This is a genomic window from Arthrobacter sp. T572 (assembly GCF_056780115.1).
The window spans coordinates 2,163,522-2,185,757 of the sequence record NZ_JBRAZQ010000002.1 but is presented as its reverse complement, the minus strand read 5'-3'; the positions used below and the strand labels follow the sequence as shown (position 1 = coordinate 2,185,757).

Genomic DNA, 22,236 nt, shown 5'->3' with positions numbered 1-22,236 from the left:
ATCTTCACAGGATGCCCTCCAATGCCGGGAAGTTCCCGCGTTGTATCACCTTGGCCGGCACGCCGGCCCAGGTTTCGTCCTGGGGGACGTCGTGGAGGACCGCAGCACCCATCCCGATCGTGGCGCCGGCACCGACGGAGCGGCGCTCGCGGACACTGGCGTTCATGCCGATGTAGGCTGCCCGGCCGATGACCACGTTGCCGCCCAGCGATACGCCGGCTGCGAAGGTGCTGAAGTCGCCGGCCACGTCATCGTGGGTGAAGGTGACGCCGGGCATGGCAACCACGTGGTTGCCCAGGGTCACCGACGCCGTCATGGTCACGTGGGCCAGGATGATGCTCCCGTAGCCGATATGGCAGCCTTCCGGGACATGGACGGACGGGTCGACGGCGGTGGCGTACCGGTCTTCTGCCAGGCCCAGTGTTCGCAGCCGCATGGCCACGCTTTCCCTTCCGCTTCCGGAACCGATGCACAGCAGCAGCCTGGCGTGCGGAAAGAGGAGCGCGTCCCGGATGGGTCCCAGGACATGGGCTCCGTCAACCACCCGACCCAGTTTGTCCTCGTCGTCATCCAGGATCCCTATGACGTCGTACTGCCCGCTGTTGCGCACCATGGCCAGGACTTCCCGGGCCAGTCCGCTGGCGGCGATCAACAGGAGCTCGGTCATCGTCCCTGCCCCGCCGCCCGCAGTACGGAATCGATCACCCGGAGTTGGTCCCCCAAGGTGAGCTGGTGATACAGGGGCAGGATGAGCGTGTGGTCGGTGAGCCATTCGGTGGCCGGAAGGGACACCGGGCCCGCGGCCGCGTAGGCCGGCTGCCGGTGCGCGGCCATGATGCCGCGCCGGGCCGAAATTCCGTCCTCCGCCAGCTTCTCCATCAGGGCATCCCGGCCGAGCCTGAAGCCCGGCCCCACTTCGATCCAGCACGACTGGAAGTTGGTTGTACCGTAGCCGGGGTCGGCAACCAGGCGCAGGCCTTCAATGTCCGCGAAGGCATGGGCGTACTCCGCGGCCAGTTCCCGCCGTCGCCGGACCGCCTCCTGGAGGCGGCCTAGTTGGACAAGCCCGACGGCGGCCTGAAGGTCGGTCATGCGGTAGTTGTAGCCGACTTCGAGGTACTCTTCGGCAGGGGCCAGGATGCTGGCGTGGCGATCGGCTGCCGAGACGCTCATGGCGTGTTCGCGCAGGCGGCGGGCCCTGTCCGCGAAATCCTTGCGTTGGGTGGAGAGCATGCCGCCCTCACCGGTGGTCAGGATCTTGCGGGGATGGAAAGACCAGGCAGCGAGTTCCGCTCCTGCCCCGGCAGGGCGTCCGCGGTACAACGAGCCGATGGCACATGCGGCATCCTCCACCACCGTGATGCCCAAGGGGTCGCACAGGCCCCGGATGGGGTCCAGGTCCACGGGGACGCCGCCTTGGTCCACGACGATGACTGCCGTGGTGCGGGGAGTCAGGGCGGCCCCGATGGTTTGCCCCGTCACGCATCCCGTTGCCGGGTCCACATCGGCAAAGACCGGCCTTGCGCCCAGATATGTCGGGGCGTTGGCCGTGGCTATGAAGGAGAACGAGGGAACCACCACGTCGTCACCGGCTTGGACGCCCGCCGCAGCCAAGGCCAGGTGCAGGGCTGACGTGCAGCTCGAGACTGCAACTGCAAAAGCGGCTTCCTGCCGGGCAGCGAAGGCGTCCTCGAACTGGCGTACCTTGGGACCTTGCGCCACCCAGCCGCTGGCAATGACGTCAGCCACGGCCTGGGCTTCTTCGGTGCCGAGCCAGGGTTTCATCACGTCAATGCGCGCCACGGATGTCCCGTAGGTAGTCATCGGGCACCTGCCACGGGCGACTCCCGGCGTGTCACTTCACGGGCTGCCGCAATCTCCTCGCGCAACGGGCGCCACCAGGCAACCAGCGAGCGCAACCCGTCTTCCAGGCCAATGGCGGCTTCGAACCCCAGGTCGCTGCGCGCCGCCGTCGTATCCGCCAAGCGGCGCACCACGCCGTTGACGGCGCGTTCGGGTCCGTGCTCCAGGTGCAGTGGGGAGCCCATGACGGCCAGGAGCGTTTCGGCCAGTTCCGCCAGGCTGGTTTCCGTGCCGCTGGCGATGTTGTAGATGCCCTCCCTGACGTTGCTGGCGGCAGCGAGGGCATTTGCCCTTGCCACGTCGGCGGTGTGGATGAAGTCCATGGTTTGTTCGCCGGTACCGAAAATCAGTGGCGGCAGGCCGTCGGCAATCCGCTCCATCCACCGGACGAGCACCTCGGTGTAGAGCCCGTGCACATCCATGCGGGGCCCGTAAACGTTGAAGTAGCGGAGGAGGACATAATCCAGGCCGGACATGGCCCGGAAACTCCTGGCCATGCCTTCGTTGAAGGATTTTGCTGCACCGTAGAACGTGTCGTTGTTGTGATGGTGGTGGTTTTCCTTGGTGGGAAACGTCTCCGCCATGCCGTAGACCGACGCGCTGGAAGCGGCGATGAGCTTGTCGATGCGGTGCTCCACGGCCGCTTCGAAGACGTTGAAGGTCCCGTCCACCAGCACTTCCAGGGCCAGCCGGGGTTCTTCGGCGCACTGGGTGATCCTGATGGCTGCCTGGTGGAACACCAGGTCCTTCCCGGTCGTCAGGTCGTGGACCAGGTCGCGGTTCCGGAGATCCCCTTCCACCAGGTGCACGCGTTCGGTGGCCAGGGCGTCATCAAGGTTGGCCCGGCGTCCGCGGACGAGATTGTCCAGCACGTCGATGTGTGCGGCTCCGGCGTCAAGCAGTTGGTCGACGAGCGTGGAACCGATGGTGCCGGCCCCTCCCGTGACCAGGACGTTGGCGCCCAGGAGCGCTTTCACTGTGCAACCTGGAGCGTGACCTCATTGCCCTGAACCAGTGCCGACTGGCCGTCGGTGCCCAGGCTGCGCGAGACGGCCTCCAACACGGAGAGAACCCGCAGCCCCGATTCTCCGCTGGTGCGCGGAGTGGTGTGGTTCCGGATGGAGGCGGCAAGTTCACCGACTACCTGGCCCAGCGGTTCGCGTTCCTGCAGCGCCGGCGACCACGTGTCTCCGAGCCGGTAGGAGATCGCTGAGTTCTTCTTATCCGCTGCCGAGCGGGGTTGGTGTTCCAGGCTGACTCCGCGGTCGTAGACGCTGATTCTTTGCTGGGGGTTCAGGTCGTCCCACACGAGGGTGCGTTTGGATCCGCCAATGATCATTTGCCGGATTTTGGTGGGGCTGAGCCAGTTCACATGGATGTGGACCATGGCGTCGTTGGGGAGGCCGAAGGTCAGGTGGCCCACACAGTCGCGGCCTGTGCCCAGGGGGTCGGCGCCGTGGGCGGAGATTTCGGTGGGATGCAGTCCGCCGGGGAGGATGAAGTCAAGGATGGACAGGTCGTGCGGTGCCAGGTCCCAGAACACGTTGACGTCCGGTTGCACGAGTCCGAGGTTGATGCGTACCGAGTCCACGTACAGGATGTCCCCCAGGGCCCCGCTGGACACCAATTCCTGGATTTTCAGGACGGCCGGTGTGAAGCAGTAGGTGTGGTCTGCCATGAGGACCAGTCCACGGTTCTTTGCTTCCTGAACCATTTCCAGGCCTTTGGCCCGGCTGTCGGCCAGGGGCTTCTCCACCAGGACGTGCTTCCCCGCGCGAAGGGCCGTCATGACCACCCCGTGGTGGGTATGGGCGGGCGTCGCCACGGCGACTGCGTCCAGGTTGTAGGTGTCCAGCAGTTCATCCAAGGATTCGACGACGGGCACGGAGCCGACGGTTTCGGCCAGCCGCAGTCCGCGTTCGACGTCGAGGTCGCAGATGGCCACAAGCTCCCAGTCGGGGCTCGCTTTGAGGTTCCGTGCCAGGTTCGGCCCCCAGTAGCCGGCCCCTACGACGGCGATGCGGAGTTTGGGGGTCAGCCCGTGGCCGTTGAGGTGGCTGGTGGGTATCGGTCCTATGCTCATGTTCCACTCCAGGTTTCTGTGGATGGCTTGAATTTTTTTCTGCTGGTTGTTGCCCGGGTCAATAGGCGCCGGACGGGGCTGTCATGGCCTTGAAAGTGCGCCACATGATCATCACGTCCCCGGCGATGGACCAGTTCTCCACGTAGTAGAGGTCCAGGCGGACGGCTTCGTCCCATGGAAGGTCGGATCGGCCGTTGATTTGCCACAGTCCTGTGATGCCGGGCTTGATCAGCAGGCGGCGACGGGTATGACGTTCGTAACTGTTCACTTCCCGCAGCAACGGCGGACGCGGCCCCACGAGGCTCATGTCGCCGGTCAGCACATTCCAGAACTGCGGCAGTTCATCCAGTGAGTACTTCCTCATCCAGCGGCCGCATCGCGTGATCCTGGGATCACCGCGGATCTTGAAGAGGACGCCGGCCCCTTCATCCTGGGATTGCAACCCGGCCAGCCGCGCTTCGGCGTCCACCACCATGGATCGGAACTTGAGCATCTGGAAGGTGGAGCCTTGCTTCCCGATCCTTTCCTGGCGGAACAGCACGGGGCCGGGGCTGTCGAGTCGGACAATGAGCGCCAGGATCAGCAGCAGCGGTGACAGTACCAGCAATGCTGCAGTCGATACCGTGATGTCCATCAGCCTCTTGAGGGTGTGTTTTCCTCCGCTATAGTGCGGAATGTCCACGTGCATCAGCGGCAGGCCATCCACGGGTCGCCAATGGATGCGGGGACCTGCGACGTTGGTGAGGGTGGCTGCCAGCACGAGCTCGGCCATGTCGTCCTCCAGCCGCCATCCGAGTTCCTGGATGAACTGGTTCCCGCCGGGAACAGGGCCGGCCACGATCACTGCGTTCGCGCCCGTCTGCCGGACGGTGTGGGAGATTCCGTACAGGGAAGACAGCACCGGTACACGGACGCCGTCCACCACGAGAGCGGCTCCCTTGCGGGCTCCTGGCAGGCACGCACCCACGATGTCGTAGGGGGCCCCGCTGCGGCGGTTGATCTGCTTAATGACGTATCTGGCGTCCTGCGGTTCGCCCACGACTATCGCCTTGGACAGGCAGTACCCCTGTGCCTTTTGCCGGGACAGCCAGCGACGGAAACACCACCTGCTTCCCGTGAGTACCAGCAGGCCAACGGGCAGGGACACCAACACGAAGGAGCTGACGGATTCCAGGTGGAACACCACGGCGAGGATTCCGAGGAATCCGAAGACCCGCAGACTGGCCGACAGCACGCGCTTGTATTCTTCCGGGCCCACACCCAGGACTTTCGGGTCCCGGGTCCTGTAGACCTCAAGTGCTGCCATCCATGCCGCGGCAAGGAGCACGCCGAGGAGGGCTTGTTGACCATGCCCCGCTCCGTCGGCCCAGGGAGCCTGTCCCTCTGCGATCGGCAGGAACCCCGCAATAACGGCGCCCATGACCAGCAGGCTGTCGGAGAGGAGGAGGCTTACGGTGAGGAAAAGCTTCCAGTTGTTCCGGCTTCCGTCGGCCCTGCTTCGCATATCGGCCGGGGGAAGTCCGGGCAGGGTGACTGGCGGCGTGGTCATCGGGGTGACATCCGGACCCAGCGCCGCCAGTCCCGCCTTTTCAGTCCGCTGTGCAGCAACGGACTTGTCAATCCAGGGAGACACCGGCAGATTGACATCGGCCGTGGCAGGGACGCCGGTGAAGGCAGCCTTGGTGGAAAGCCGGTGCGCACCGCCAGGTGCCGCTGCCCTGCCCATTCGCAAGACCGGAACTTTTACCATGTCAGCCTTCTTCGCAGACCCGCCATTGCCTACAACCCAGTGAAGCGGCGGCGCTGAAGAGGCGCACCAGTAGTCTGTACTCAAGTTTGCTCAGGATTACCCATACGTCATACTCGCGAGTACCTAGCTGGCAATCGCGGGACTACGTGGTCGGGTTCACGTCCAATGCGTGGCCAAGTGCCGGGCGACGGGGTTGACGGCACAAAAACCGGCCGCCCTGGGGCGGCCGGTTTTTGTGAAAATTTACTCCTCCAAGGACTCCAGGTCCTCGTCCAGGATGTCGTCCTCTTCCTCATCCTCATCGTCGAAAACCTGGAGAGGGGTGACCTCGGAGTACGTGTCATAGAGAGCATCCTCGTAGACTTCGAAGGCATCCGCCACCGCGAAAAATGCTGCCTCGACAGCGGGATCGCCTTCACCCCGGCGCGCGGAGGCCGCGGCCAGGTGCTCCTCGAGTGCTGCGGTCAACGATTGAAGTGCGACACGCGGATCGATGCTCATGACTTCACGTTAGCCGGAAAAAGACGAAAATGGAGAGGGATGAAGGAACAATTTAGCGGCGGCTCCGTAGAGCGCCAACGAGACTACGCACGCCAGTACGAATACCTCGTGCTGACGGTTGGACCTGAGGATTCCCTGCATGAGGCCCGCCGGCGGCTCGCGGAACATTCCGAATACGGCAAGTGGGAACTGGAGCGCAGCCGCATGTACATGGGTGGAGGACGCCGGTTCTGGCTGCGGCGCAAGGTCTACTCCATACAGCGCACCGTCTAGCGGCTTTCCTGGCTCTCCAAAGGCCCCAGCCATGCGTTGGCGACGGTGTTGTGGGCGGATTCGTCGTTGGAGGGATGGAAAATACCCGCCAGCACATCGCGGTAGAGCCGTTCCATCTCGGAACCCCGGAAGTAGCTTGACCCGCCCGTCACACGGATGGCGAGGTCCACAACATGGCGTGCATTCTCGGTCGCCCTGGATTTGAGTCCCACGAGCTTGGGGAACCATTGCGGACCGTGGTCCACCAGATTGTCGACGTCGCGGGCAAGCAGTGTCAGCTGCGGCTGGATGCCGTCCATGGCCATGGCGGCATCAGCGACCTTCCACCGGATATCAGGGTCCTGGGCATAGCTTCGTCCGCCGTGTTTGGCCGAGACCCGGCGCTTGACGTTCTCCACGGCCAGGGTGAGGGCACGCTCAGCCAAGCCCGTGTAGACAGCAGCCAGCAGTGTTTCGAAACAGGCAAAGATCGCAAAGATCAGCAAGTCCTGGTTGGGACCTACCGGCAGCTTCCGGAAGATCCGTTCCGGGGGTACCACGGCGCCGTGCAACAGTGTTGTATTGGAGGCGCTGGCACGCATCCCCAAGGTGTCCCAGTCGCTCAGGGTTTCGTGCCCGGGCTCGTCCCGCCGGATGAAACCGAACACGAGCTCCCCCGCGCCGTCCCGGGCCTCCGGATCCTTGCCGAACGTCCCCAGCCGGGTCCAGCCGCGCGACAGGCTGGTGAAGATCTTGCGGCCCGTGAACCGGTAGCTGCCGTCCGGCAAGGGTTCTGCAACGGTTCCGGAGTCGAACAGCATGGAATCGTTGCCGGCTTCGGAGATGCCGAACGCGAAGATTTCGCCTTGTCCGGCCTCTTTCAGCAGGAAGCCCAGTGCGTTGTCTCCCCTGGCCGCCATGACAGCCGCGACGCCGGTCCACACCAAGTGCATATTGATGGCCAGCGCCGTGGCCGGCGCTGCCGTGGCGAGGCGCTGCTGAAGCGCCGCGACCGCTTCAAGGCCAAGTCCCGGTCCGCCGTCGGCCTCGGGTACGAACAACTTCAGGTAGCCTGCCTCTGCCAGATCATCCAGGTCCTCCTGGATGAACCGGTTGTTTTGGTCGTAACCGGCCGCGCGTCCGCGCAGCCGGTCCAGGAGAGCCTCGGGCAGGATGTCTTCGGGTGCCAAGCGGATCCCTTCCTCTGTGTCCGTCAGTAGGTGGTGAGGAGCCTGTTGAGGACGCGTGTGCCAAACTGCAGGGATTCGGCAGGGACGCGTTCGTCCACGCCGTGGAACATGCCCGTAAAGTCGAGTTCGTCCGGCAGCATCAGGGGCGCGAAGCCGTAACCGGTAATGCCGATCTTGCTCAGCGACTTGTTGTCCGTACCACCGGACAGGGTGTAGGGCAGCACCTTGGCCCCCGGGTCTTCTGCATGCAGGGCATCAATCATGGAATCAACCAGGTTGCCGGCAAACGGAACTTCCAGCGAAACGTCCTTATTGACGTAGCTGATCTCGATGCCTTCTCCTGCCAGTTCCTTGATGGTGTCGAAAACCAGTTCCTGCTGACCGGGAAGCGTCCGGCAGTCCACATAGGCTTCGGCTGATTCGGGGATAACGTTGTGCTTGTAACCGGAGCGCAGGAACGTCGGGTTGGAGGTGTTCTGCAGCGTCGCGCCGACGAACCTGGCAACAGTTCCGAGCTCCTTCAGAACGATGTCCGGATTGTCGGGATCGAATTCGACGCCGGTCAGTTCCGTTACGCCGTCCAGGAACTGCCGGGTGGTGGGCGTCAGCTCCACGGGCCACTTGTACTCGCCGATACGGGTGACAGCCGCGGCCAGCCTGGTGACTGCATTGTCCGTGTTGATCTGGGACCCGTGCCCTGCCCTGCCATGGGCTACCAGGCGCAACCAGGAAAGACCTTTCTCAGCGGTCTGGAGCATGTATGTCCGCTGGCCGCCGATGGTGGTGGAAAAGCCGCCTACCTCGGAGATGGCCTCAGTGGCACCGTCAAAGAGTTCGCGCCGGTGTTCCACAGCGTAGCGGGCTCCATATGTGCCACCTGCTTCCTCGTCAGCGAAGAAGGCAAAGATGATGTCCCGCTTCGGCTTCCTGCCGGTCCGGGCAAAGTCCCGCATCACGGACAGGATCATGGCGTCCATGTCCTTCATGTCCACGGCGCCCCGGCCCCAGATCAGTCCGTCCTTGAGTTCGCCGCTGAAAGGATCGACGCTCCATTGGTCCTTCAGGGCGGGCACCACGTCCAAGTGTCCGTGCACCACCAGTGCGCCGGCCGATGGATCCTCACCGGCGATGCGCGTGACCACGTTGGCCCTGCCCGGCGCGGATTCAAAGATCTCCGCATCCAGTCCGACCTCGGTGATCAGGCCGGCCGTGTACTCGGCTGCCGCGCGTTCGCCCGGACCTGTTCCATCGCCGAAGTTGGAGGAGTCGATCCGGATGAGCTCCTGGCAGATCCGGACAACTTCATCCTCGGGGCGGATGTCAGACATGAAATCTCTCCTTGCGTGGCTGGCTGCAGGTTTCCGGTGGCCCGGCGCGGACGATGCGCCGCTGCTGTCCCTTTACCCCCAGCCTACTCATCACAACCGCGACATGTCCGGTGCCCCGTCATCCGCAGGACCTCAGGCCACAGGGGCAGGGTTTCGGGGTGATGGCCGATTTTTCAGTTGCCTTGTCCCCGTGTTAGAGTTTTTCTCGCTGCTTCGGAGGAAAGCGGGATGCTGCAAGGTGTCCACGGGGCCTCTGAATACCACTCTGCGCGGGTGGCGGAATGGCAGACGCGCTAGCTTGAGGTGCTAGTCCTCGAAAGGGGGTGGGGGTTCAAGTCCCCCTCCGCGCACCAAGAACAGGGCCTGGAATGAAGATTCCAGGCCCTGTTTCTTTTTTTGACCAGGGTCATGTTTGTTCATGATGGGTCAGCCCATGGAGCGCACACTGCCGCTGAAATGCCTGCGCCCGCTGCGCGGGTTCCACGCAACGTAGTCGGAGCGTTCCCAGGCTCCCGCATCGGTCTGGGTGGTGGCGATGTCCAGTGCCACCTTGGCCGGCAGGAAGACCGGAGCGTCGAAGGCAACCTCCCAGACGAAGGCATCGGACTTGGCAGAACCAACATCAGCCAGTGCGCGGGCAGCAAGATACATGCCGTGCGCAATAGACCCCCGCAAACCCAGTGCCTTGGCGGACAGGGTGCTGAGGTGGATGGGGTTGAAGTCACCGGAGACCGTGGCGTAGCTCCTGCCTGTCTCCAGGCCCAGTTGCCACACGGCGGTAGGGTCCGGCGGTGAAAAATCGCCTCCACCTGAAGATCCGTTCGAGTGGCCCGGCTTATCAACACCTGGCAGGAACACGCCCTTGGCCAGGTACGTGGACACCCCGCGCCAAACGAGCGCATCCGAACCGCCGGAACGCACCTCGGCCACCACATCGAGTTGGGTACCGGACCGGTGGCCGGCCAGGTTCTCCGACCAGGCCCGGACATCCAGGGCCTCGGTGAACAGGATCGGCGCCCGCTGTTCCACAACGTTCCGCAGGTGGATCATGCCCAGCAATGGCAAGGGAAAGTCGTCACGGTTCATCACGCTCATGGCGACGGGAAAGGCCAGCGCATGGACGTAACCGGCGGGAAGGACGTCGCTGGCGGTCTCGCCCACCAGGTGCTGGTACGCGGTCAGGTTCTCCACGTCCGCCAGCACGCCCCTGACCTCATGGACTGCTGAAGGCAGCCTTTTCCTGCCGGGAGCCGAGCCCAGGACCCGCCGCCTGGCCGCATTTGCCGCGGCGTTGACGTAGAGCTTGGACAGTGAGGGAACCTCACCAAGAATCACGGGCTGGGTCCGGCTCATGCCCCCACCAGTTGCTGTCCACAGACCCGCAGTACGCCACCGTTGATTCCACCGGCCGGTTCCGTTGCCAGGAAAGCAATGGCCTCTGCAACGTCCACCGGCAGGCCTCCCTGCTTCAGGGAATTGAGCCGCCTGGCGGCCTCACGGATGGCAAAGGGCATTTTGGCCGTCATTTCCGTCTCGATGAAGCCCGGCGCCACGGCATTGATGGTTCCGCCGAAGGATTCCATGAGTGGCGCCGTGGCCCGGACCATGCCGATCACGCCGCCTTTGGACGCCCCGTAATTCGTCTGGCCCCGGTTTCCTGCGATGCCGCTGGTCGAAGCGACGGAAATGATGCGCGGTGCGTCCTTGAAATGTTCCGATGCCAAAAGAACCTCATTGATGCGCAGCTGCGCTGCGATGTTCACGGCGACCACCGACTGCCACCTGCCCTCGTCCATGTTGGCCAGCAACCTGTCCCTGGTGATGCCGGCGTTGTGGACCACGATATCGAGGCGGCCGTGCCTTTCCACAGCGTGCTCGATGATCCGCGCCCCGGCATCGTCACGGGTGATATCCAATTGCAGGGCAGTGCCGTGGACCTGGTTGGCCACGGCCGCAAGGTGGTCGCCGGCAGCAGGGATGTCCACCACCACGACCTTGGCGCCGTCCCGGTACAAAGTCCTGGCGATGGCGGCGCCGATGCCCCTGGCGGCGCCGGTCACTACGGCGACCTTGCCCTGAAGGGGCTTATCGACATCAGCAGGCATGCTCCCCGAAGCAGAGGTTACCGTCAGGAATTGGCCGTCAACGTATGCAGAGCGGCCCGAGAGGAAGAAGCGGACAGCCCCCAGGGCAGATGGGGCCGTGGTGGCGATGTCTTCTGCCAGCAACACTCCGTTGGCCGTGGCACCGGAGCGCAACTCCTTGGCCAGCGAACGCAGCATCCCGTCAACACCTTGCCGGGCCGCGGCCGACGCCGGCGTCGACGCCGAGTGCGGAGTCCTGGAAACCGTGATGATGCGGCCATTCGGGGACAGGTCGCGCAATGACGCTGCGACTGTCAGAATCTGCTTGCCCAGGTCGTCGGGATGCTGCACTGCGTCAAGCACCAGGATGACGGCTCCAAGCTTCTCCTTGGGCAAAGCATTGCGCCGCACGTCCAGGCCCCAGCCCAGCAGCGCCCTGGCGAGGTCGTCGGCACCGAGGCTGTCGCCGTTCACCAGCACCGGCCCGTTCACCAACGGAGCACCGGGCGCATGGCGCCTCAGCTCTACCGGCTGTGGCAGTCCCAGCCTCCTGGCTACGTCTTTTCCGAGTCCCTGGCTGACGATCCGCGTGTATGTATCTGTCACGTCGCTCCCTAAGCTGCTTCGAGAATGGCTACGACACCTTGTCCGCCCGCCGCGCAGACCGAGATCAGCCCCCGGGCCGGCCTTCCTGCCACGGTCCCCTGCTCGTGAAGCATCTTCGCCAGCGAGGCCACGATCCGTCCGCCTGTGGCGGCGAACGGGTGGCCGGCGGCGAGGGACGATCCGTTGACATTGAGTTTGGCGCGGTCCACCTTGCCCAGTGCGCCGTCGAGCCCCAGCCGGATCCGTCCGAAGTCTTCGTCTTCCCAGGCAGCCAGCGTGCTCAGCACCGTTCCGGCGAAGGCCTCGTGGATTTCAAAGAAGTCGATGTCCTCGAAAGTCAAGCCGTGGCGTGCGAGCAGCCGGGGAACGGCGAAGACCGGGGCCATGAGCAGTCCGTCCTTGCCGTGGACGAAGTCGACGGCGGCTGCCTCTCCGTCCAGGACCGTTGCCAGCTTGGGGAGGCCGCGGCCATCAGCCCATTCCTCCGTGGCGAGGAGAACGGCAGATGCGCCGTCGGTCAGTGGCGTGGAGTTGCCCGCCGTCATGGTGGCCTGCGAGCCAAGGTTCTTGCCGAATACCGGCTTCAGCCCCGCCAGCTTCTCCAGGGAGGTGTCAGCGCGGAGGTTCGAATCCCGGCTCAATCCGCGGTACGGCGTGATGAGGTCATCGAAGAATCCCCGGTCGTAGGCGGCGGCGAGATTCCTGTGGCTGGCGAACGCAAGCTCATCCTGCGCTTCGCGGGTGATATTCCATTGCGCGGTTGTCAGGGCCTGGTGTTCGCCCATGGACAGGCCTGTCCGGGGCTCGCCGGTAGAGGGAGCCTCCGGGGCGAGGTCCTTGGGCCTGATGCGCGACAGGATGCGAAGACGCTGCGTGGGCGTCTTGGCCCTGTTGAGGTCGAGCAGGATCGTCCGGAGTCCTTCGCTGACTGCAATGGGGGCGTCGGAGGCGGAATCCACGCCACCGGCGATGCCGGACTCGATTTGCCCCAGCTTGATCTTGTTGGACAGCCCCAGGACTGTTTCGAGGCCCGTGGCGCAGGCCTGCTGGAGGTCGTAGGCGGGTGTTTCGGGTGACAGGGCAGAACCGAGGACGGCTTCCCGGGTGAGGTTGAAGTCGCGCGAGTGCTTGAGGACGGCTCCCGCTGCGACTTCGCCGATCCGTTCATCCTGCAGCCCGAACCGCGCGATGAGCCCGTCCAGGGCGGCGGTCAGCATGTCCTGGTTGGAGGACTTGGCATAGGCCCCGCCCGTGCGGGCAAAGGGGATGCGGTTGCCGCCAACAATCACGGCCCGGCGTGTGGTTTGTCCTGCCGGCGGGTTGGTACCGCCGGCGTTGTTGCCTTCTGCAGCAGCCATGGGGTCTCCTTCGATGGTGGCCTGTTACTGATACCCAGCGTACCTGATACGCTGGGTATCGTGAACAACCGGCGAACAGATTTCCCGTCCGGCGGCTACATACCGGCGGACGCCTCCGCAACCCAGGCGGGATCCGCCGTCGACGGGCGCGCATCCCGGTGGCAAAACCATCGTGAGGAACGGCGGCGGGAGCTCATCAGGGCCGCCCGCAAGGCCGTCCACGCGCTGGGCAGCGAGGCCTCCATGGAAGACATCGCAAGCGCTGCAGGGACGTCCAAGTCCGTGTACTACCGCTATTTCGGGGACAAGGCCGGCCTCCAGCAGGCTATGGGCGAGGTAGTCCTGGCCCAGATGCAGCGGCGCCTCAAGGAAGCGGCCCAGCTTGCACAAACACCCCGGGAGGGGCTGTACGCCATGGTCTCGGCGTACCTGCAAATGGCCGGGTCCAGTCCCAACGTCTATGCCTTTATTACCCGGGTGTCCCCCGGCGAGGCGTCCGCGCAGGATGCCATCGCCGCCTCCGGTGCGCTCGGCAACTTCTTCGAGCAGATCACCGGGATGATTGCGACCCCCATGCGCCAGTACCTCGGTACCGGCAAAGAGGCACTGATCCGGTACTGGCCCACCGCCGCAATCGGCCTGGTCAGGAACGCCGGTGAAATGTGGCTGGGCAGTCCTCCGGGCGAGGCCAAACCGGACCAGGCAACCATGGCCGGCCAGATCACCGATTGGCTGTGCCTTGGCATCGCGCCGGAACTTACCGGGAAATCCGGCACCGCACTTTCCAATGACCATCAGCCCAATGACCCATCAGTTGTAGAACCAAAGAAGGAATCACAATGACGGATGTAGTTGATCGCACCCCAGCCAGGCAACCAGGCCGCGATGAAGCAGCAGCGATGCAATCTTCCCGCCAGGACGGCCCGGTGGTTGATGTGGCCGGACTCGGCGAGCAGCTCCTGGGCGCGTGGGCGGATGTACGCCGTGAGGCCCGCGCACTTGCCGGTAAGCCGGAAGTGCAGAAAATCGAAGGCCGGACGCACACTGAACACCGTGCCCGGGTCTTCGGGCAGCTCAAGTACCTGGTGGACAACAACGCCGTCCACCGTGCTTTTCCGGTCCGCCTGGGAGGTTCCGACGACCACGGCGGCAACATCGCCGGCTTCGAGGAACTGGTGACCGCAGACCCGTCCCTGCAGATCAAGGCAGGAGTTCAGTGGGGCCTGTTTGGCTCGGCGGTCATGCATCTGGGCACCAGGGAACACCAGGACAAGTGGCTCCCCGGAATCATGAGCCTGGAGATCCCTGGTTGTTTCGCCATGACCGAAACGGGCCATGGCTCGGACGTGGCCAGCATTGCGACCACGGCCACGTATGACCAAGCGACCCAGGAATTCGTTATCAACACGCCCTTCAGGGCGGCGTGGAAGGACTACATCGGCAACGCCGCCAACGATGGCCTGGCCGCCGTCGTCTTCGCCCAATTGGTAACCAAAAAGGTCAACCACGGCGTCCACGCGTTCTATGTGGAGCTCCGCGACCCGGCTACCAAGGAATTCCTGCCCGGTGTGGGCGGTGAAGATGACGGTATCAAGGGCGGGCTTAACGGAATCGACAACGGCAGACTCCACTTCAGCAACGTCCGGATTCCCCGCACCAACCTGCTGAACCGCTATGGAGACGTGGCACCGGATGGCACCTACTCCTCCCCCATCGAGAGTCCCGGCCGCCGCTTCTTCACGATGCTGGGCACGTTGGTGCAGGGTCGTGTCTCCTTGGACGGTGCCGCCGTGGCCGCCAGCAAAGTGGCGCTGAAGACGGCCATTCAGTACGCCACTGAACGTCGCCAGTTCAACGCTTCCTCCACCACTGACGAGGAAGTCCTGCTGGATTATCAGCGGCACCAACGCCGGCTCTTCACAAGGCTCGCCACAACCTACGCTGCCGGGTTTGCCCACGAGCAATTGCTCCGCAAGTTCGATGACGTCTTCTCCGGAGCCCACGACACCGACGCCGACCGCCAGGACCTGGAAACGCTGGCCGCTGCCCTCAAACCGCTGAGCACCTGGCATGCCCTGGACACCTTGCAGGAATGCCGTGAGGCCTGCGGTGGCGCAGGCTTCCTGATCGAGAACCGTTTCGCTTCCCTGCGCGCGGACCTGGATGTCTATGTGACGTTCGAAGGCGACAACACGGTACTCCTGCAACTCGTGGCCAAGCGGCTCCTGGCCGACTACGCCAAGGAATTCCGCAGCGCCGACTTCGGTGTCCTGGCCCGCTACGTGGTGGACCAGGCGGCTGGCGTCGCCTTGCACCGGACCGGCTTGCGGCAGGTTGCGCAGTTCGTGGCTGATTCGGGCTCTGTCCAGAAGGCTGCCCTGGCCCTGCGCGATGAGGAAGGGCAGCGCACGCTGCTTGCCGACCGCGTGCAATCCATGGTGGCCGAGGTGGGCGCGGCCCTGAAGGGGGCCAACAAGTTGCCGCAGCACCAGGCTGCAGCCCTCTTCAACCAGCACCAGCACGAACTCATTGAAGCGGCCCAGGCGCACGCAGAACTGCTGCAATGGGAGGCATTTACGGAGGCACTGGCCGACGTACGGGACGACGGCACCAAGCAGGTCCTGACGTGGCTGCGTGATCTCTTTGGACTGTCGCTCATCGAGAAGCACCTTGCCTGGTACCTGATGAACGGCCGGCTTTCCATGCAGCGCGGCCGTACCGTTGGTACCTACATTAACCGGCTGCTGGTGAAGATCCGTCCGCATGCCGTGGATCTGGTGGACGCCTTCGGGTACGGTCCGGAGCACCTTCGCGCCGCAGTAGCCACCGGCGCCGAGGGAGCCCGGCAGGACGAGGCCCGCGCCTGGTTCCGCGAGCAGCGGGCCAGCGGATCTGCACCTGCGGACGAGAAATCACTGCTGGCCTTGAAGGCACGCGCGCCACGGTAGCAGCCCCGCGTGACGTGCCGGTGAATACTTTCGGAACGTGCAGCGTCCCCTTGCCGGGAACGCACGACGGCGCCGTCCCCACCTTGGGGGCGGCGCCGTCGTCGTTGTTGGGCTGCTGCGCGGAACGCTCAGGCGTTGGTGCCGGCCTCTCTGAGGACTGAGCGGTACACCTCAAGGGTGGTTTCGGTGATGGACTCCCAGGAGAAATGCTCTTCTGCGCGACGGCGGCCTGCCGCGCCCATGGTGCGGGCACGGGCCGGGTCCGAAACAACCTCGTTCAGCGCTGCGGCGAAGTCGCTGACGAACTTGTCCGGATCGAGCGGGGTGCCGGTGCCGTCCGTCACCTGCTCCAGGGGGACCAACAACCCTGTTTCACCGTGCTGGACGACTTCCGGGATACCGCCGGTGGCGCTGGCCACGACCGCTGCGCCGCAGGCCATGGCCTCAAGGTTCACGATGCCCAGGGGTTCGTAGATGGAAGGGCAGGCGAAAGCGGTTGCATGGCTGAGGACCTGGATCAGTTCACGCCGCGGGAGCATCCGCTCAATCACGATCACGCCCTCGCGGGTCTGCTGCAGATCCCCGATCAGCCGCGCGGTCTCGGCAGCGAGTTCCGGGGTGTCCGCAGCCCCGAGGCACAGGACGAGCTGCACGTCTGCCGGGAGGCTGGAGGCCGCGCGGAGAAGGTACGGAACGCCCTTTTGGCGGGTGTTGCGGCCTACGAACACCACGCTGGGTTTGGCCGGATCGATGCCCAGGGCGCGGATTGCGTCGTCGTCTTCGTCCCTTTGCCACAGAGAAACGTCGATGCCGTTGTGGACCACCCTGACCTTGTCCGGGTCGACGTCGGGGTAGCTGCGCAGGATGTCCTGCCGCATACCGTCCGACACGGCAATGATCGCCGCGGCGGCTTCATAGGCCGTCTTTTCCACCCAAGACGACAATGCGTAGCCGCCCCCGAGCTGCTCGGCTTTCCATGGCCGCAGCGGTTCCAGGCTGTGGGCGCTGAGCACATGCGGGATTCCGTGGAGCAGCGAGGCCAAATGGCCTGCCATGTTGGCGTACCAGGTGTGCGAGTGGACCAGATCGGCTCCCGCGATGTCAGGAACGATCCTGAGGTCGACGCCCAGCGTCTGCACTGCGGCGTTGGCATCGCCAAGGTCCGCCGGCGTGGCATAGGAGTCCACGGTGGCGCCGTGGTAGTCGGCATCCCGGGGCGCACCGAAGGCCCGGACATGGAGGTCGACGTGCTTTGCCAGCACCCGGCTGAGCTCGGCAACGTGGACACCGGCACCGCCATAAATTTCCGGAGGGAATTCTTTAGTCACAATGTCTATACGCACGCTACCCAACGTAGTCGTTCCGGCTTATGTGTTCTAGTGTGAAAGAGTCCGGAAAATCGGACTTTTGGGGGCTACGAAGACGTACGGGAGCTATGACCATGGCGTTGAAGAAAGTATTGGCAATCGTGCTGGCAGGTGGCGAGGGAAACCGCCTTATGCCGCTGACGGCTGACCGGGCCAAACCTGCGGTTCCGTTTGCCGGGGGCTACAGGCTTATTGACTTTGCACTATCGAATCTGGTCAATTCGGGATATTTGAAAATTGTGGTCCTGACGCAGTACAAATCGCACAGCCTGGACCGCCACATCTCCGAGACCTGGCGCATGTCCACCCAGTTGGGCCGCTACGTTGCTTCGGTGCCTGCACAGCAGCGTGTGGGAAAGAGCTGGTTCCTCGGCAGCGCCAATGCCATCTACCAGTCCCTCAACCTGATCCATGATGACGCCCCGGACATCGTGGTGGTGGTCGGTGCCGACCACGTCTACCGCATGGACTTCTCCCAGATGGTGGAACAGCACATCGCCAGCGGCGCGAAGGCTACGGTCGCGGCGGTCCGCCAGCCGCTGAACATGGCCAACCAGTTCGGTGTCATCGAAGTCGACCAGAACGATCCCCAGAAGATCGCGGCCTTCGTGGAAAAGCCGGCCAGCACCCCGGGTCTTGCCGCCGATCCCAACCAGTTCCTGGCCTCCATGGGCAATTACGTCTTCAACGCCGACGCCCTGGTGGAAGCCCTTCACGTGGATGCCGAGCGGCTCGATACCAAACACGACATGGGCGGCGACATCATTCCCTATTTCGTGGACAAGGGCGAGGCCGGAGTTTATGACTTCACGCTCAATGACATTCCCGGAGCCACTGAACGCGACCGCACCTACTGGCGCGACGTAGGCACCATCGACTCCTTCTTTGACGCGCACATGGACCTGATTTCCCCGGTTCCGGTCTTCAACCTCTACAACTCTGAGTGGCCCATCTACACCCGCCAGAGCATTTCCCCGCCGGCCAAGTTCGTCCGCGGCGAGAACAGCACTGTCGGTACGGCGCTGGATTCCATCGTTGCCAGTGGAGTGGTCATCTCCGGTGGAATAGTGGAGGGCTCGGTCCTGTCCAACGACGTCTTTGTCTCTGCGGGCAGCCGCGTGCAGGACTCAGTACTCATGGACAAGGTCCGTATTGGCGAAGGAGCGGTCATCAAACGCGCAATCGTCGACAAGAACGTCAAGGTTCCTGCCGGTGCGGCCATCGGGCTGGACCCGGCACTGGACAAGGCGCGGGGCTACAAGGTCACCGAATCCGGCATCACCGTGCTGGCCAAGGGCCAGGTTGTTCCGGAACCGGGCGAGGCAGAGCTGGCCCTGTCTGCCGAGTACCGCCGAAGCCTTCCGGAAGCACTCAAGGCGGCCACACACGGCGATCCGGACATCCGGGATTCGGCTGAAAAAGTCGCCGCCGGGATCCAGGCACGGGTAGCGGACGCCGGCTCCCAAACCGTCGTCCGCTAAGAACGTCCCGAGGCAGGTCCGGGTCTTCCAAGGCTGTAAAATTGGGTCAATGAGCTCCACCGACCTGACGCCTGAAGAGATCCAGGCCTGCCTCAAGGTTCTGAACACGATCCACGTCTACGACGAAGAGCACCCGGACTACGTTTCGGTCCGGCGCGCCACAGGCAAGATGTTCAAGGCGGTGAAGCGGCACCGCAGGAACACCAAGCGTGACCAGATCGCCGAGGCCGACCGCGCCGTCATGGCACTGACTGCCACCGCGGCTCCCGATCGTATCGATGACGAGACGCGCGGCAACAAGCTGGCTCCGTCGGCCACCGGCCAGATTGCCGGCCACCTGATCCGCTCACGTCCGTGCTACATCTGCAAGCAGCACTACACGCAGGTGGATGCGTTCTACCACCAGTTGTGTCCCGAGTGCGCTGCATTCAGCCACAGCAAGCGCGACGCCCGGACCGACCTGACCGGCCGCAGGGCCCTGCTGACCGGGGGACGGGCCAAAATTGGAATGTACATCGCGCTGCGGCTCCTTCGCGACGGAGCTCACACGACCATCACCACCCGCTTCCCCAAGGACGCGGCACGCCGCTTTGCCGCGATGGAAGACAGCGCCGATTGGCTGCACAGGCTGCGGATCGTGGGTATTGACCTCAGGGATCCCGCCCAGGTCATGTCATTGACGGACTCCCTCAATGAGGCCGGTCCCTTGGACATCATCATCAACAACGCAGCCCAAACCGTACGCCGCTCAGGAAACGCGTACAAACCACTCGTGGATGCCGAGGACGAGCCGCTGCCCGCGGCCCTTGAGGCAGCCAACGGAGGGCCGGAGCTCGTGACCTTCGGCCACGCCCACGATAAACATCCGCTGGCCCTGGCGACGAGTGTGACCGAGCATCCGGTCCTCGCCGGCGACGCCATTACCTCCCTGGCGCTTTCCACCGGCTCCGCTTCGCTGGAACGCATCGAATCCGGAACGGCCATTGACGCCGGGGGCCTGGTTCCGGACCTGGCCACCATCAACAGCTGGACACAGGTCGTGGACGAAGTCGACCCGTTGGAGATGTTGGAGGTCCAACTCTGCAACGTCACCGCGCCGTTCCTGCTGGTCAGCCGGTTGCGTGGTGCCATGAAACGGTCCAGCGCCCGCCGGAAGTACATCGTGAACGTCTCGGCCATGGAGGGTCAGTTCTCCCGTGTCTACAAGGGCCCGGGACATCCGCACACCAACATGGCAAAGGCCGCGTTGAACATGATGACCCGCACCAGTGCTCAGGAAATGCTGGAGGCCGACGGCATCCTGATGACGGCAGTGGACACCGGATGGATCACCGACGAGCGCCCGCATTACACCAAGGTGCGTCTCATGGAAGAGGGTTTCCATGCGCCGCTGGATCTGGTGGACGGGGCAGCCCGCGTGTATGACCCCATCGTCATGGGCGAACAGGGCGAGGACCAGTACGGCGTCTTCCTCAAGGACTACAAGCCGTCGCCTTGGTAGATTATGCGGTACAAAAGGGAGCGCCCTGCGGAACAGCATTCCGCAGGGCGCTCCCTTTTGTCCGGGCACTAGGCGAGCCGGGTGATCTCCACGGAGACCGACAGCGCTGAGCCGCCTCCTCCGGACAGGATGCCCTTGAGCGGGGGAACGTCGCGGTAATCCCGTCCCCGGGCAACGGTGACGTGATAGTCGCCCGCAGGCTTGTGGTTGGTGGGGTCCCAGCTGCGCCATTCCCCGTCCCACCACTCGAGCCATGCGTGGGATTGGCCCGCTACGGTTTCCCCGATATCCGCCGACGACCGGGGATGAATATAGCCCGAAACGTACCGGGCCGGGATGCCGCAGCTCCGGAGCGAGCCGATGGCCAGATGGGCCAGGTCCTGGCACACACCCTGCTTCTGTGTCCACGCCTGCTCGGCATTGGTGGTTACGCCGGTCATACCTTTCATGTAGGTCATCTCCCCCGCCATCCACGAGAAGACGGCAAGTGCCGCCTCGTGGGGGTTGGTGCCTTGGACCACGCCCGGGATAATTCCGAGGACTTCCTCCCCCGGACCGCTCAGCCGCGATTGGGGCAACCAGTCGCTGAACTCATCCTGGACCTTGTCCGAAGCAAGGACATCCCAACCGACGATCGTGTCGTCGCTGGCCACCCGCTCCGTGCGGTGGACTTCCACCGTGGCGGTTGCCAGGACTTCCAGGTTCTCGTGGGGCATCTGCATGTCGAAGGCCGTCACGCGCGTTCCCCAGTAGTCCCGGTAGGTGCTGACTGACGCCTGGTTGGGCGTGACTTTGAGGGACGACTCCAGGACAACCTGCTGGCCGTCGGTCAACGGGGTCATGCGGGCCTCGTTGTAGGACAGCGTCACGCGCCGGTTGTACTTGTATGCGGTCTTGTGGACGATGCTCAGCCGGGTCATGAAACTTCTCCCACCCAGGCGTGTTCGTCAGCCTGATTGAAGTACTTACGGGAAATGGCGTCCGATGCCTGTGCCACGGCCTTCTGCACACGTTCCATGTGTTCGGGCAGTTCGGACATCAGGTCGTCGGTGCGGTGGAACTCGAGGAAGGTCCTTGCCTGGCCCACGATGCGCCGGGCATCGTTGATGAAGCCTACGCGCTGGGCGGAAGGGTCAAGCTTGGCCAGGCTCTCGTCGGCATCGCGCAGGGCATAGACGATCGACCGCGGGAAGAGCCGGTCCAGCAGCAGGAATTCAGCCGCGTGCTGGTCCCCGAAGGCTGCCCGGCGGGTGCGGATGAAGGACTCGTAGGCTCCCGCGCACCGGAGCATATTGACCCAGGACATACCTGCGGACTGAACATCCCGGGTGGACAGCATGCGGGCTGTCATGTCGGCCCGTTCCAGGGAGCGGCCCAGGACCATGAACAACCAGCTCTCATCATGGCTCACGGTGGTGTCGGCCAGTCCACGCACCATGGCGGTGCGTTCGAGGACCCAGTTGCAGAATCGGTACGTGCCCACCACGTCCTTGCGGTGCTGGTTAAGGCCGTAGTAGGTGGTGTTCAGGCTCTCCCACAGCGACTGCGAGACGGTTTCCCTGGCACGCCGGGCGTTCTCGCGGGCTGCTCCGAGGGAGCCTGCGATCGAGGATGCGCTCTGTTTGTCATAGGCCAGGGCATTGAGCAGTTCCGGGAGCCCGAAGTCCTCGCTGTGGGGCCGGGCACCCATGACCGCGAGGAGTTCCCGCGCGACGCTGCGCTGTTCGTCAATGGGCAGGTGGTTCAACCGTTCCAGGTGGACATCCAGGATCCGGGCAGTACCGTCTGCCCTCTCCACGTAGCGTCCGATCCAGAAAAGTGACTCGGCAATACGGCTCAGCATGCGGCTGTGCCTCCTTCGCGTGGTGCGTGTCGACGGTCCAGTGACGGTGGGGTGGGCATGGGGCAGTTCCAGCAGGACGGG

Annotated in this window: 19 protein-coding genes and 1 tRNA gene; 6 read left to right on the top strand and 14 right to left on the bottom strand. The window is 64.1% G+C overall.

The features are described from left to right. Positions 1-4: 4 nt before the first annotated feature. The 6 genes from ACUYMZ_RS11285 to ACUYMZ_RS11260 form a co-directional block, all read right to left on the bottom strand. Positions 5-667 (bottom strand): acetyltransferase, encoded by a 663-nt coding sequence (locus tag ACUYMZ_RS11285; protein ID WP_426002674.1) that lies wholly within the window; start codon positions 665-667, stop codon positions 5-7. After that, complete coding sequence (locus ACUYMZ_RS11280) at positions 664-1,824, bottom strand: DegT/DnrJ/EryC1/StrS family aminotransferase (RefSeq protein WP_481603375.1); 1,161 nt, start codon at positions 1,822-1,824, stop codon at positions 664-666. The genes ACUYMZ_RS11285 and ACUYMZ_RS11280 overlap by 4 nt, the downstream gene beginning before the upstream one ends. Continuing rightward, positions 1,821-2,840, bottom strand: a complete 1,020-nt coding sequence (locus ACUYMZ_RS11275; RefSeq protein WP_481603373.1) for an NAD-dependent epimerase/dehydratase family protein — start codon at positions 2,838-2,840, stop codon at positions 1,821-1,823. Before ACUYMZ_RS11275 ends, ACUYMZ_RS11280 begins: the two co-directional genes overlap by 4 nt. Beyond that, the gene (locus tag ACUYMZ_RS11270) at positions 2,837-3,946 is read right to left on the bottom strand and encodes a Gfo/Idh/MocA family protein (protein WP_426002671.1); all 1,110 of its coding nucleotides are present in this window, start codon (positions 3,944-3,946) and stop codon (positions 2,837-2,839) included. Before ACUYMZ_RS11270 ends, ACUYMZ_RS11275 begins: the two co-directional genes overlap by 4 nt. 58 nt (positions 3,947-4,004) lie before the next feature. Then, entirely contained in the window at positions 4,005-5,696 is a 1,692-nt protein-coding gene (locus ACUYMZ_RS11265) for a sugar transferase (protein WP_481603371.1), read from the bottom strand. Positions 5,697-5,939: 243 nt separating this feature from the next. Next, positions 5,940-6,197 carry a hypothetical protein gene (locus ACUYMZ_RS11260; RefSeq protein ID WP_426002668.1) on the bottom strand — a complete coding sequence of 86 codons (258 nt, stop codon included), beginning with the start codon at positions 6,195-6,197 and terminating at the stop codon, positions 5,940-5,942. Positions 6,198-6,236: 39 nt separating this feature from the next. On the opposite strand from ACUYMZ_RS11260, the gene ACUYMZ_RS11255 reads away from it, so the two are divergent. Beyond that, positions 6,237-6,470, top strand: a complete 234-nt coding sequence (locus ACUYMZ_RS11255) for a DUF5703 family protein (protein ID WP_426002667.1) — start codon at positions 6,237-6,239, stop codon at positions 6,468-6,470. Here the strand turns inward: ACUYMZ_RS11255 and ACUYMZ_RS11250 are convergent. Beyond that, positions 6,467-7,639: an acyl-CoA dehydrogenase family protein gene (locus tag ACUYMZ_RS11250; protein ID WP_481603370.1), complete on the bottom strand. Its 1,173-nt coding sequence runs from the start codon at positions 7,637-7,639 to the stop codon at positions 6,467-6,469. The genes ACUYMZ_RS11255 and ACUYMZ_RS11250 overlap by 4 nt on opposite strands. Positions 7,640-7,662: 23 nt before the next feature. Next, a complete protein-coding gene (locus ACUYMZ_RS11245; RefSeq protein ID WP_481603369.1) occupies positions 7,663-8,967 on the bottom strand; it encodes a M20/M25/M40 family metallo-hydrolase in 1,305 nt (434 codons plus the stop codon). A 267-nt stretch (positions 8,968-9,234) separates the two neighbouring features. Between ACUYMZ_RS11245 and ACUYMZ_RS11240 the strand changes: the two genes are divergently transcribed. After that, a tRNA-Leu gene (locus ACUYMZ_RS11240) sits at positions 9,235-9,320 on the top strand. A gap of 73 nt (positions 9,321-9,393) precedes the next feature. On the opposite strand, the gene ACUYMZ_RS11235 is transcribed toward ACUYMZ_RS11240, so the two are convergent. The 3 genes from ACUYMZ_RS11235 to ACUYMZ_RS11225 are packed head-to-tail and all read right to left on the bottom strand — an operon-like array spanning position 9,394 to position 13,015. After that, positions 9,394-10,320, bottom strand: coding sequence for a MaoC/PaaZ C-terminal domain-containing protein (locus ACUYMZ_RS11235; protein WP_426002663.1), 927 nt, complete (start codon positions 10,318-10,320; stop codon positions 9,394-9,396). After that, positions 10,317-11,657, bottom strand: coding sequence for a 3-oxoacyl-ACP reductase (locus tag ACUYMZ_RS11230; protein WP_481603368.1), 1,341 nt, complete (start codon positions 11,655-11,657; stop codon positions 10,317-10,319). The genes ACUYMZ_RS11235 and ACUYMZ_RS11230 overlap by 4 nt, the downstream gene beginning before the upstream one ends. An 8-nt stretch (positions 11,658-11,665) precedes the next feature. Beyond that, a complete protein-coding gene (locus ACUYMZ_RS11225) occupies positions 11,666-13,015 on the bottom strand; it encodes an acetyl-CoA C-acetyltransferase (RefSeq protein ID WP_481603366.1) in 1,350 nt (449 codons plus the stop codon). Positions 13,016-13,114: 99 nt separating this feature from the next. Between ACUYMZ_RS11225 and ACUYMZ_RS11220 the strand changes: the two genes are divergently transcribed. Both ACUYMZ_RS11220 and ACUYMZ_RS11215 read left to right on the top strand, forming a co-directional pair. After that, entirely contained in the window at positions 13,115-13,858 is a 744-nt protein-coding gene (locus ACUYMZ_RS11220; protein ID WP_481605856.1) for a TetR family transcriptional regulator, read from the top strand. Next, positions 13,855-15,963, top strand: a complete 2,109-nt coding sequence (locus tag ACUYMZ_RS11215; protein WP_481603364.1) for an acyl-CoA dehydrogenase family protein — start codon at positions 13,855-13,857, stop codon at positions 15,961-15,963. The genes ACUYMZ_RS11220 and ACUYMZ_RS11215 overlap by 4 nt, the downstream gene beginning before the upstream one ends. A 128-nt stretch (positions 15,964-16,091) precedes the next feature. Here the strand turns inward: ACUYMZ_RS11215 and glgA are convergent, their stop codons facing one another. Further along, positions 16,092-17,306: a glycogen synthase gene (gene glgA / locus ACUYMZ_RS11210; RefSeq protein ID WP_481603362.1), complete on the bottom strand. Its 1,215-nt coding sequence runs from the start codon at positions 17,304-17,306 to the stop codon at positions 16,092-16,094. A 92-nt stretch (positions 17,307-17,398) separates the two neighbouring features. Here glgA and glgC point away from each other — a divergent pair, with 92 nt between their 5' ends. Further along, positions 17,399-18,811 carry a glucose-1-phosphate adenylyltransferase gene (glgC, locus tag ACUYMZ_RS11205; protein WP_481603360.1) on the top strand — a complete coding sequence of 471 codons (1,413 nt, stop codon included), beginning with the start codon at positions 17,399-17,401 and terminating at the stop codon, positions 18,809-18,811. A 49-nt stretch (positions 18,812-18,860) separates the two neighbouring features. Continuing rightward, entirely contained in the window at positions 18,861-20,312 is a 1,452-nt protein-coding gene (locus ACUYMZ_RS11200; protein ID WP_426002655.1) for an SDR family NAD(P)-dependent oxidoreductase, read from the top strand. Between the two features lie 68 nt (positions 20,313-20,380). Here ACUYMZ_RS11200 and ACUYMZ_RS11195 read toward each other — a convergent pair whose 3' ends face one another. Further along, positions 20,381-21,232, bottom strand: a complete 852-nt coding sequence (locus ACUYMZ_RS11195) for a transglutaminase family protein (RefSeq protein ID WP_426002654.1) — start codon at positions 21,230-21,232, stop codon at positions 20,381-20,383. Next, a complete protein-coding gene (locus ACUYMZ_RS11190; RefSeq protein ID WP_481603357.1) occupies positions 21,229-22,155 on the bottom strand; it encodes an alpha-E domain-containing protein in 927 nt (308 codons plus the stop codon). Before ACUYMZ_RS11190 ends, ACUYMZ_RS11195 begins: the two co-directional genes overlap by 4 nt. Positions 22,156-22,236: the final 81 nt, after the last annotated feature.

Excerpts from the sequence above, each read along its gene's own strand:
- ACUYMZ_RS11270 (WP_426002671.1), bottom strand. The coding sequence starts at position 3,946 with ATGAGCATAGGACCGATACCCACCAGCCACCTCAACGGCCACGGGCTG.
- ACUYMZ_RS11245 (WP_481603369.1), bottom strand. The coding sequence starts at position 8,967 with ATGTCTGACATCCGCCCCGAGGATGAAGTTGTCCGGATCTGCCAGGAG.
- ACUYMZ_RS11235 (WP_426002663.1), bottom strand. The coding sequence starts at position 10,320 with ATGAGCCGGACCCAGCCCGTGATTCTTGGTGAGGTTCCCTCACTGTCC.
- ACUYMZ_RS11285 (WP_426002674.1), bottom strand. The coding sequence starts at position 667 with ATGACCGAGCTCCTGTTGATCGCCGCCAGCGGACTGGCCCGGGAAGTC.
- ACUYMZ_RS11255 (WP_426002667.1), top strand. The coding sequence starts at position 6,237 with ATGAAGGAACAATTTAGCGGCGGCTCCGTAGAGCGCCAACGAGACTAC.
- glgC (WP_481603360.1), top strand. The coding sequence starts at position 17,399 with ATGACCATGGCGTTGAAGAAAGTATTGGCAATCGTGCTGGCAGGTGGC.
- ACUYMZ_RS11200 (WP_426002655.1), top strand. The coding sequence starts at position 18,861 with ATGAGCTCCACCGACCTGACGCCTGAAGAGATCCAGGCCTGCCTCAAG.
- ACUYMZ_RS11190 (WP_481603357.1), bottom strand. The coding sequence starts at position 22,155 with ATGCTGAGCCGTATTGCCGAGTCACTTTTCTGGATCGGACGCTACGTG.
- ACUYMZ_RS11195 (WP_426002654.1), bottom strand. The coding sequence starts at position 21,232 with ATGACCCGGCTGAGCATCGTCCACAAGACCGCATACAAGTACAACCGG.
- ACUYMZ_RS11260 (WP_426002668.1), bottom strand. The coding sequence starts at position 6,197 with ATGAGCATCGATCCGCGTGTCGCACTTCAATCGTTGACCGCAGCACTC.
- ACUYMZ_RS11265 (WP_481603371.1), bottom strand. The coding sequence starts at position 5,696 with ATGGTAAAAGTTCCGGTCTTGCGAATGGGCAGGGCAGCGGCACCTGGC.
- ACUYMZ_RS11215 (WP_481603364.1), top strand. The coding sequence starts at position 13,855 with ATGACGGATGTAGTTGATCGCACCCCAGCCAGGCAACCAGGCCGCGAT.
- ACUYMZ_RS11225 (WP_481603366.1), bottom strand. The coding sequence starts at position 13,015 with ATGGCTGCTGCAGAAGGCAACAACGCCGGCGGTACCAACCCGCCGGCA.
- ACUYMZ_RS11280 (WP_481603375.1), bottom strand. The coding sequence starts at position 1,824 with ATGACTACCTACGGGACATCCGTGGCGCGCATTGACGTGATGAAACCC.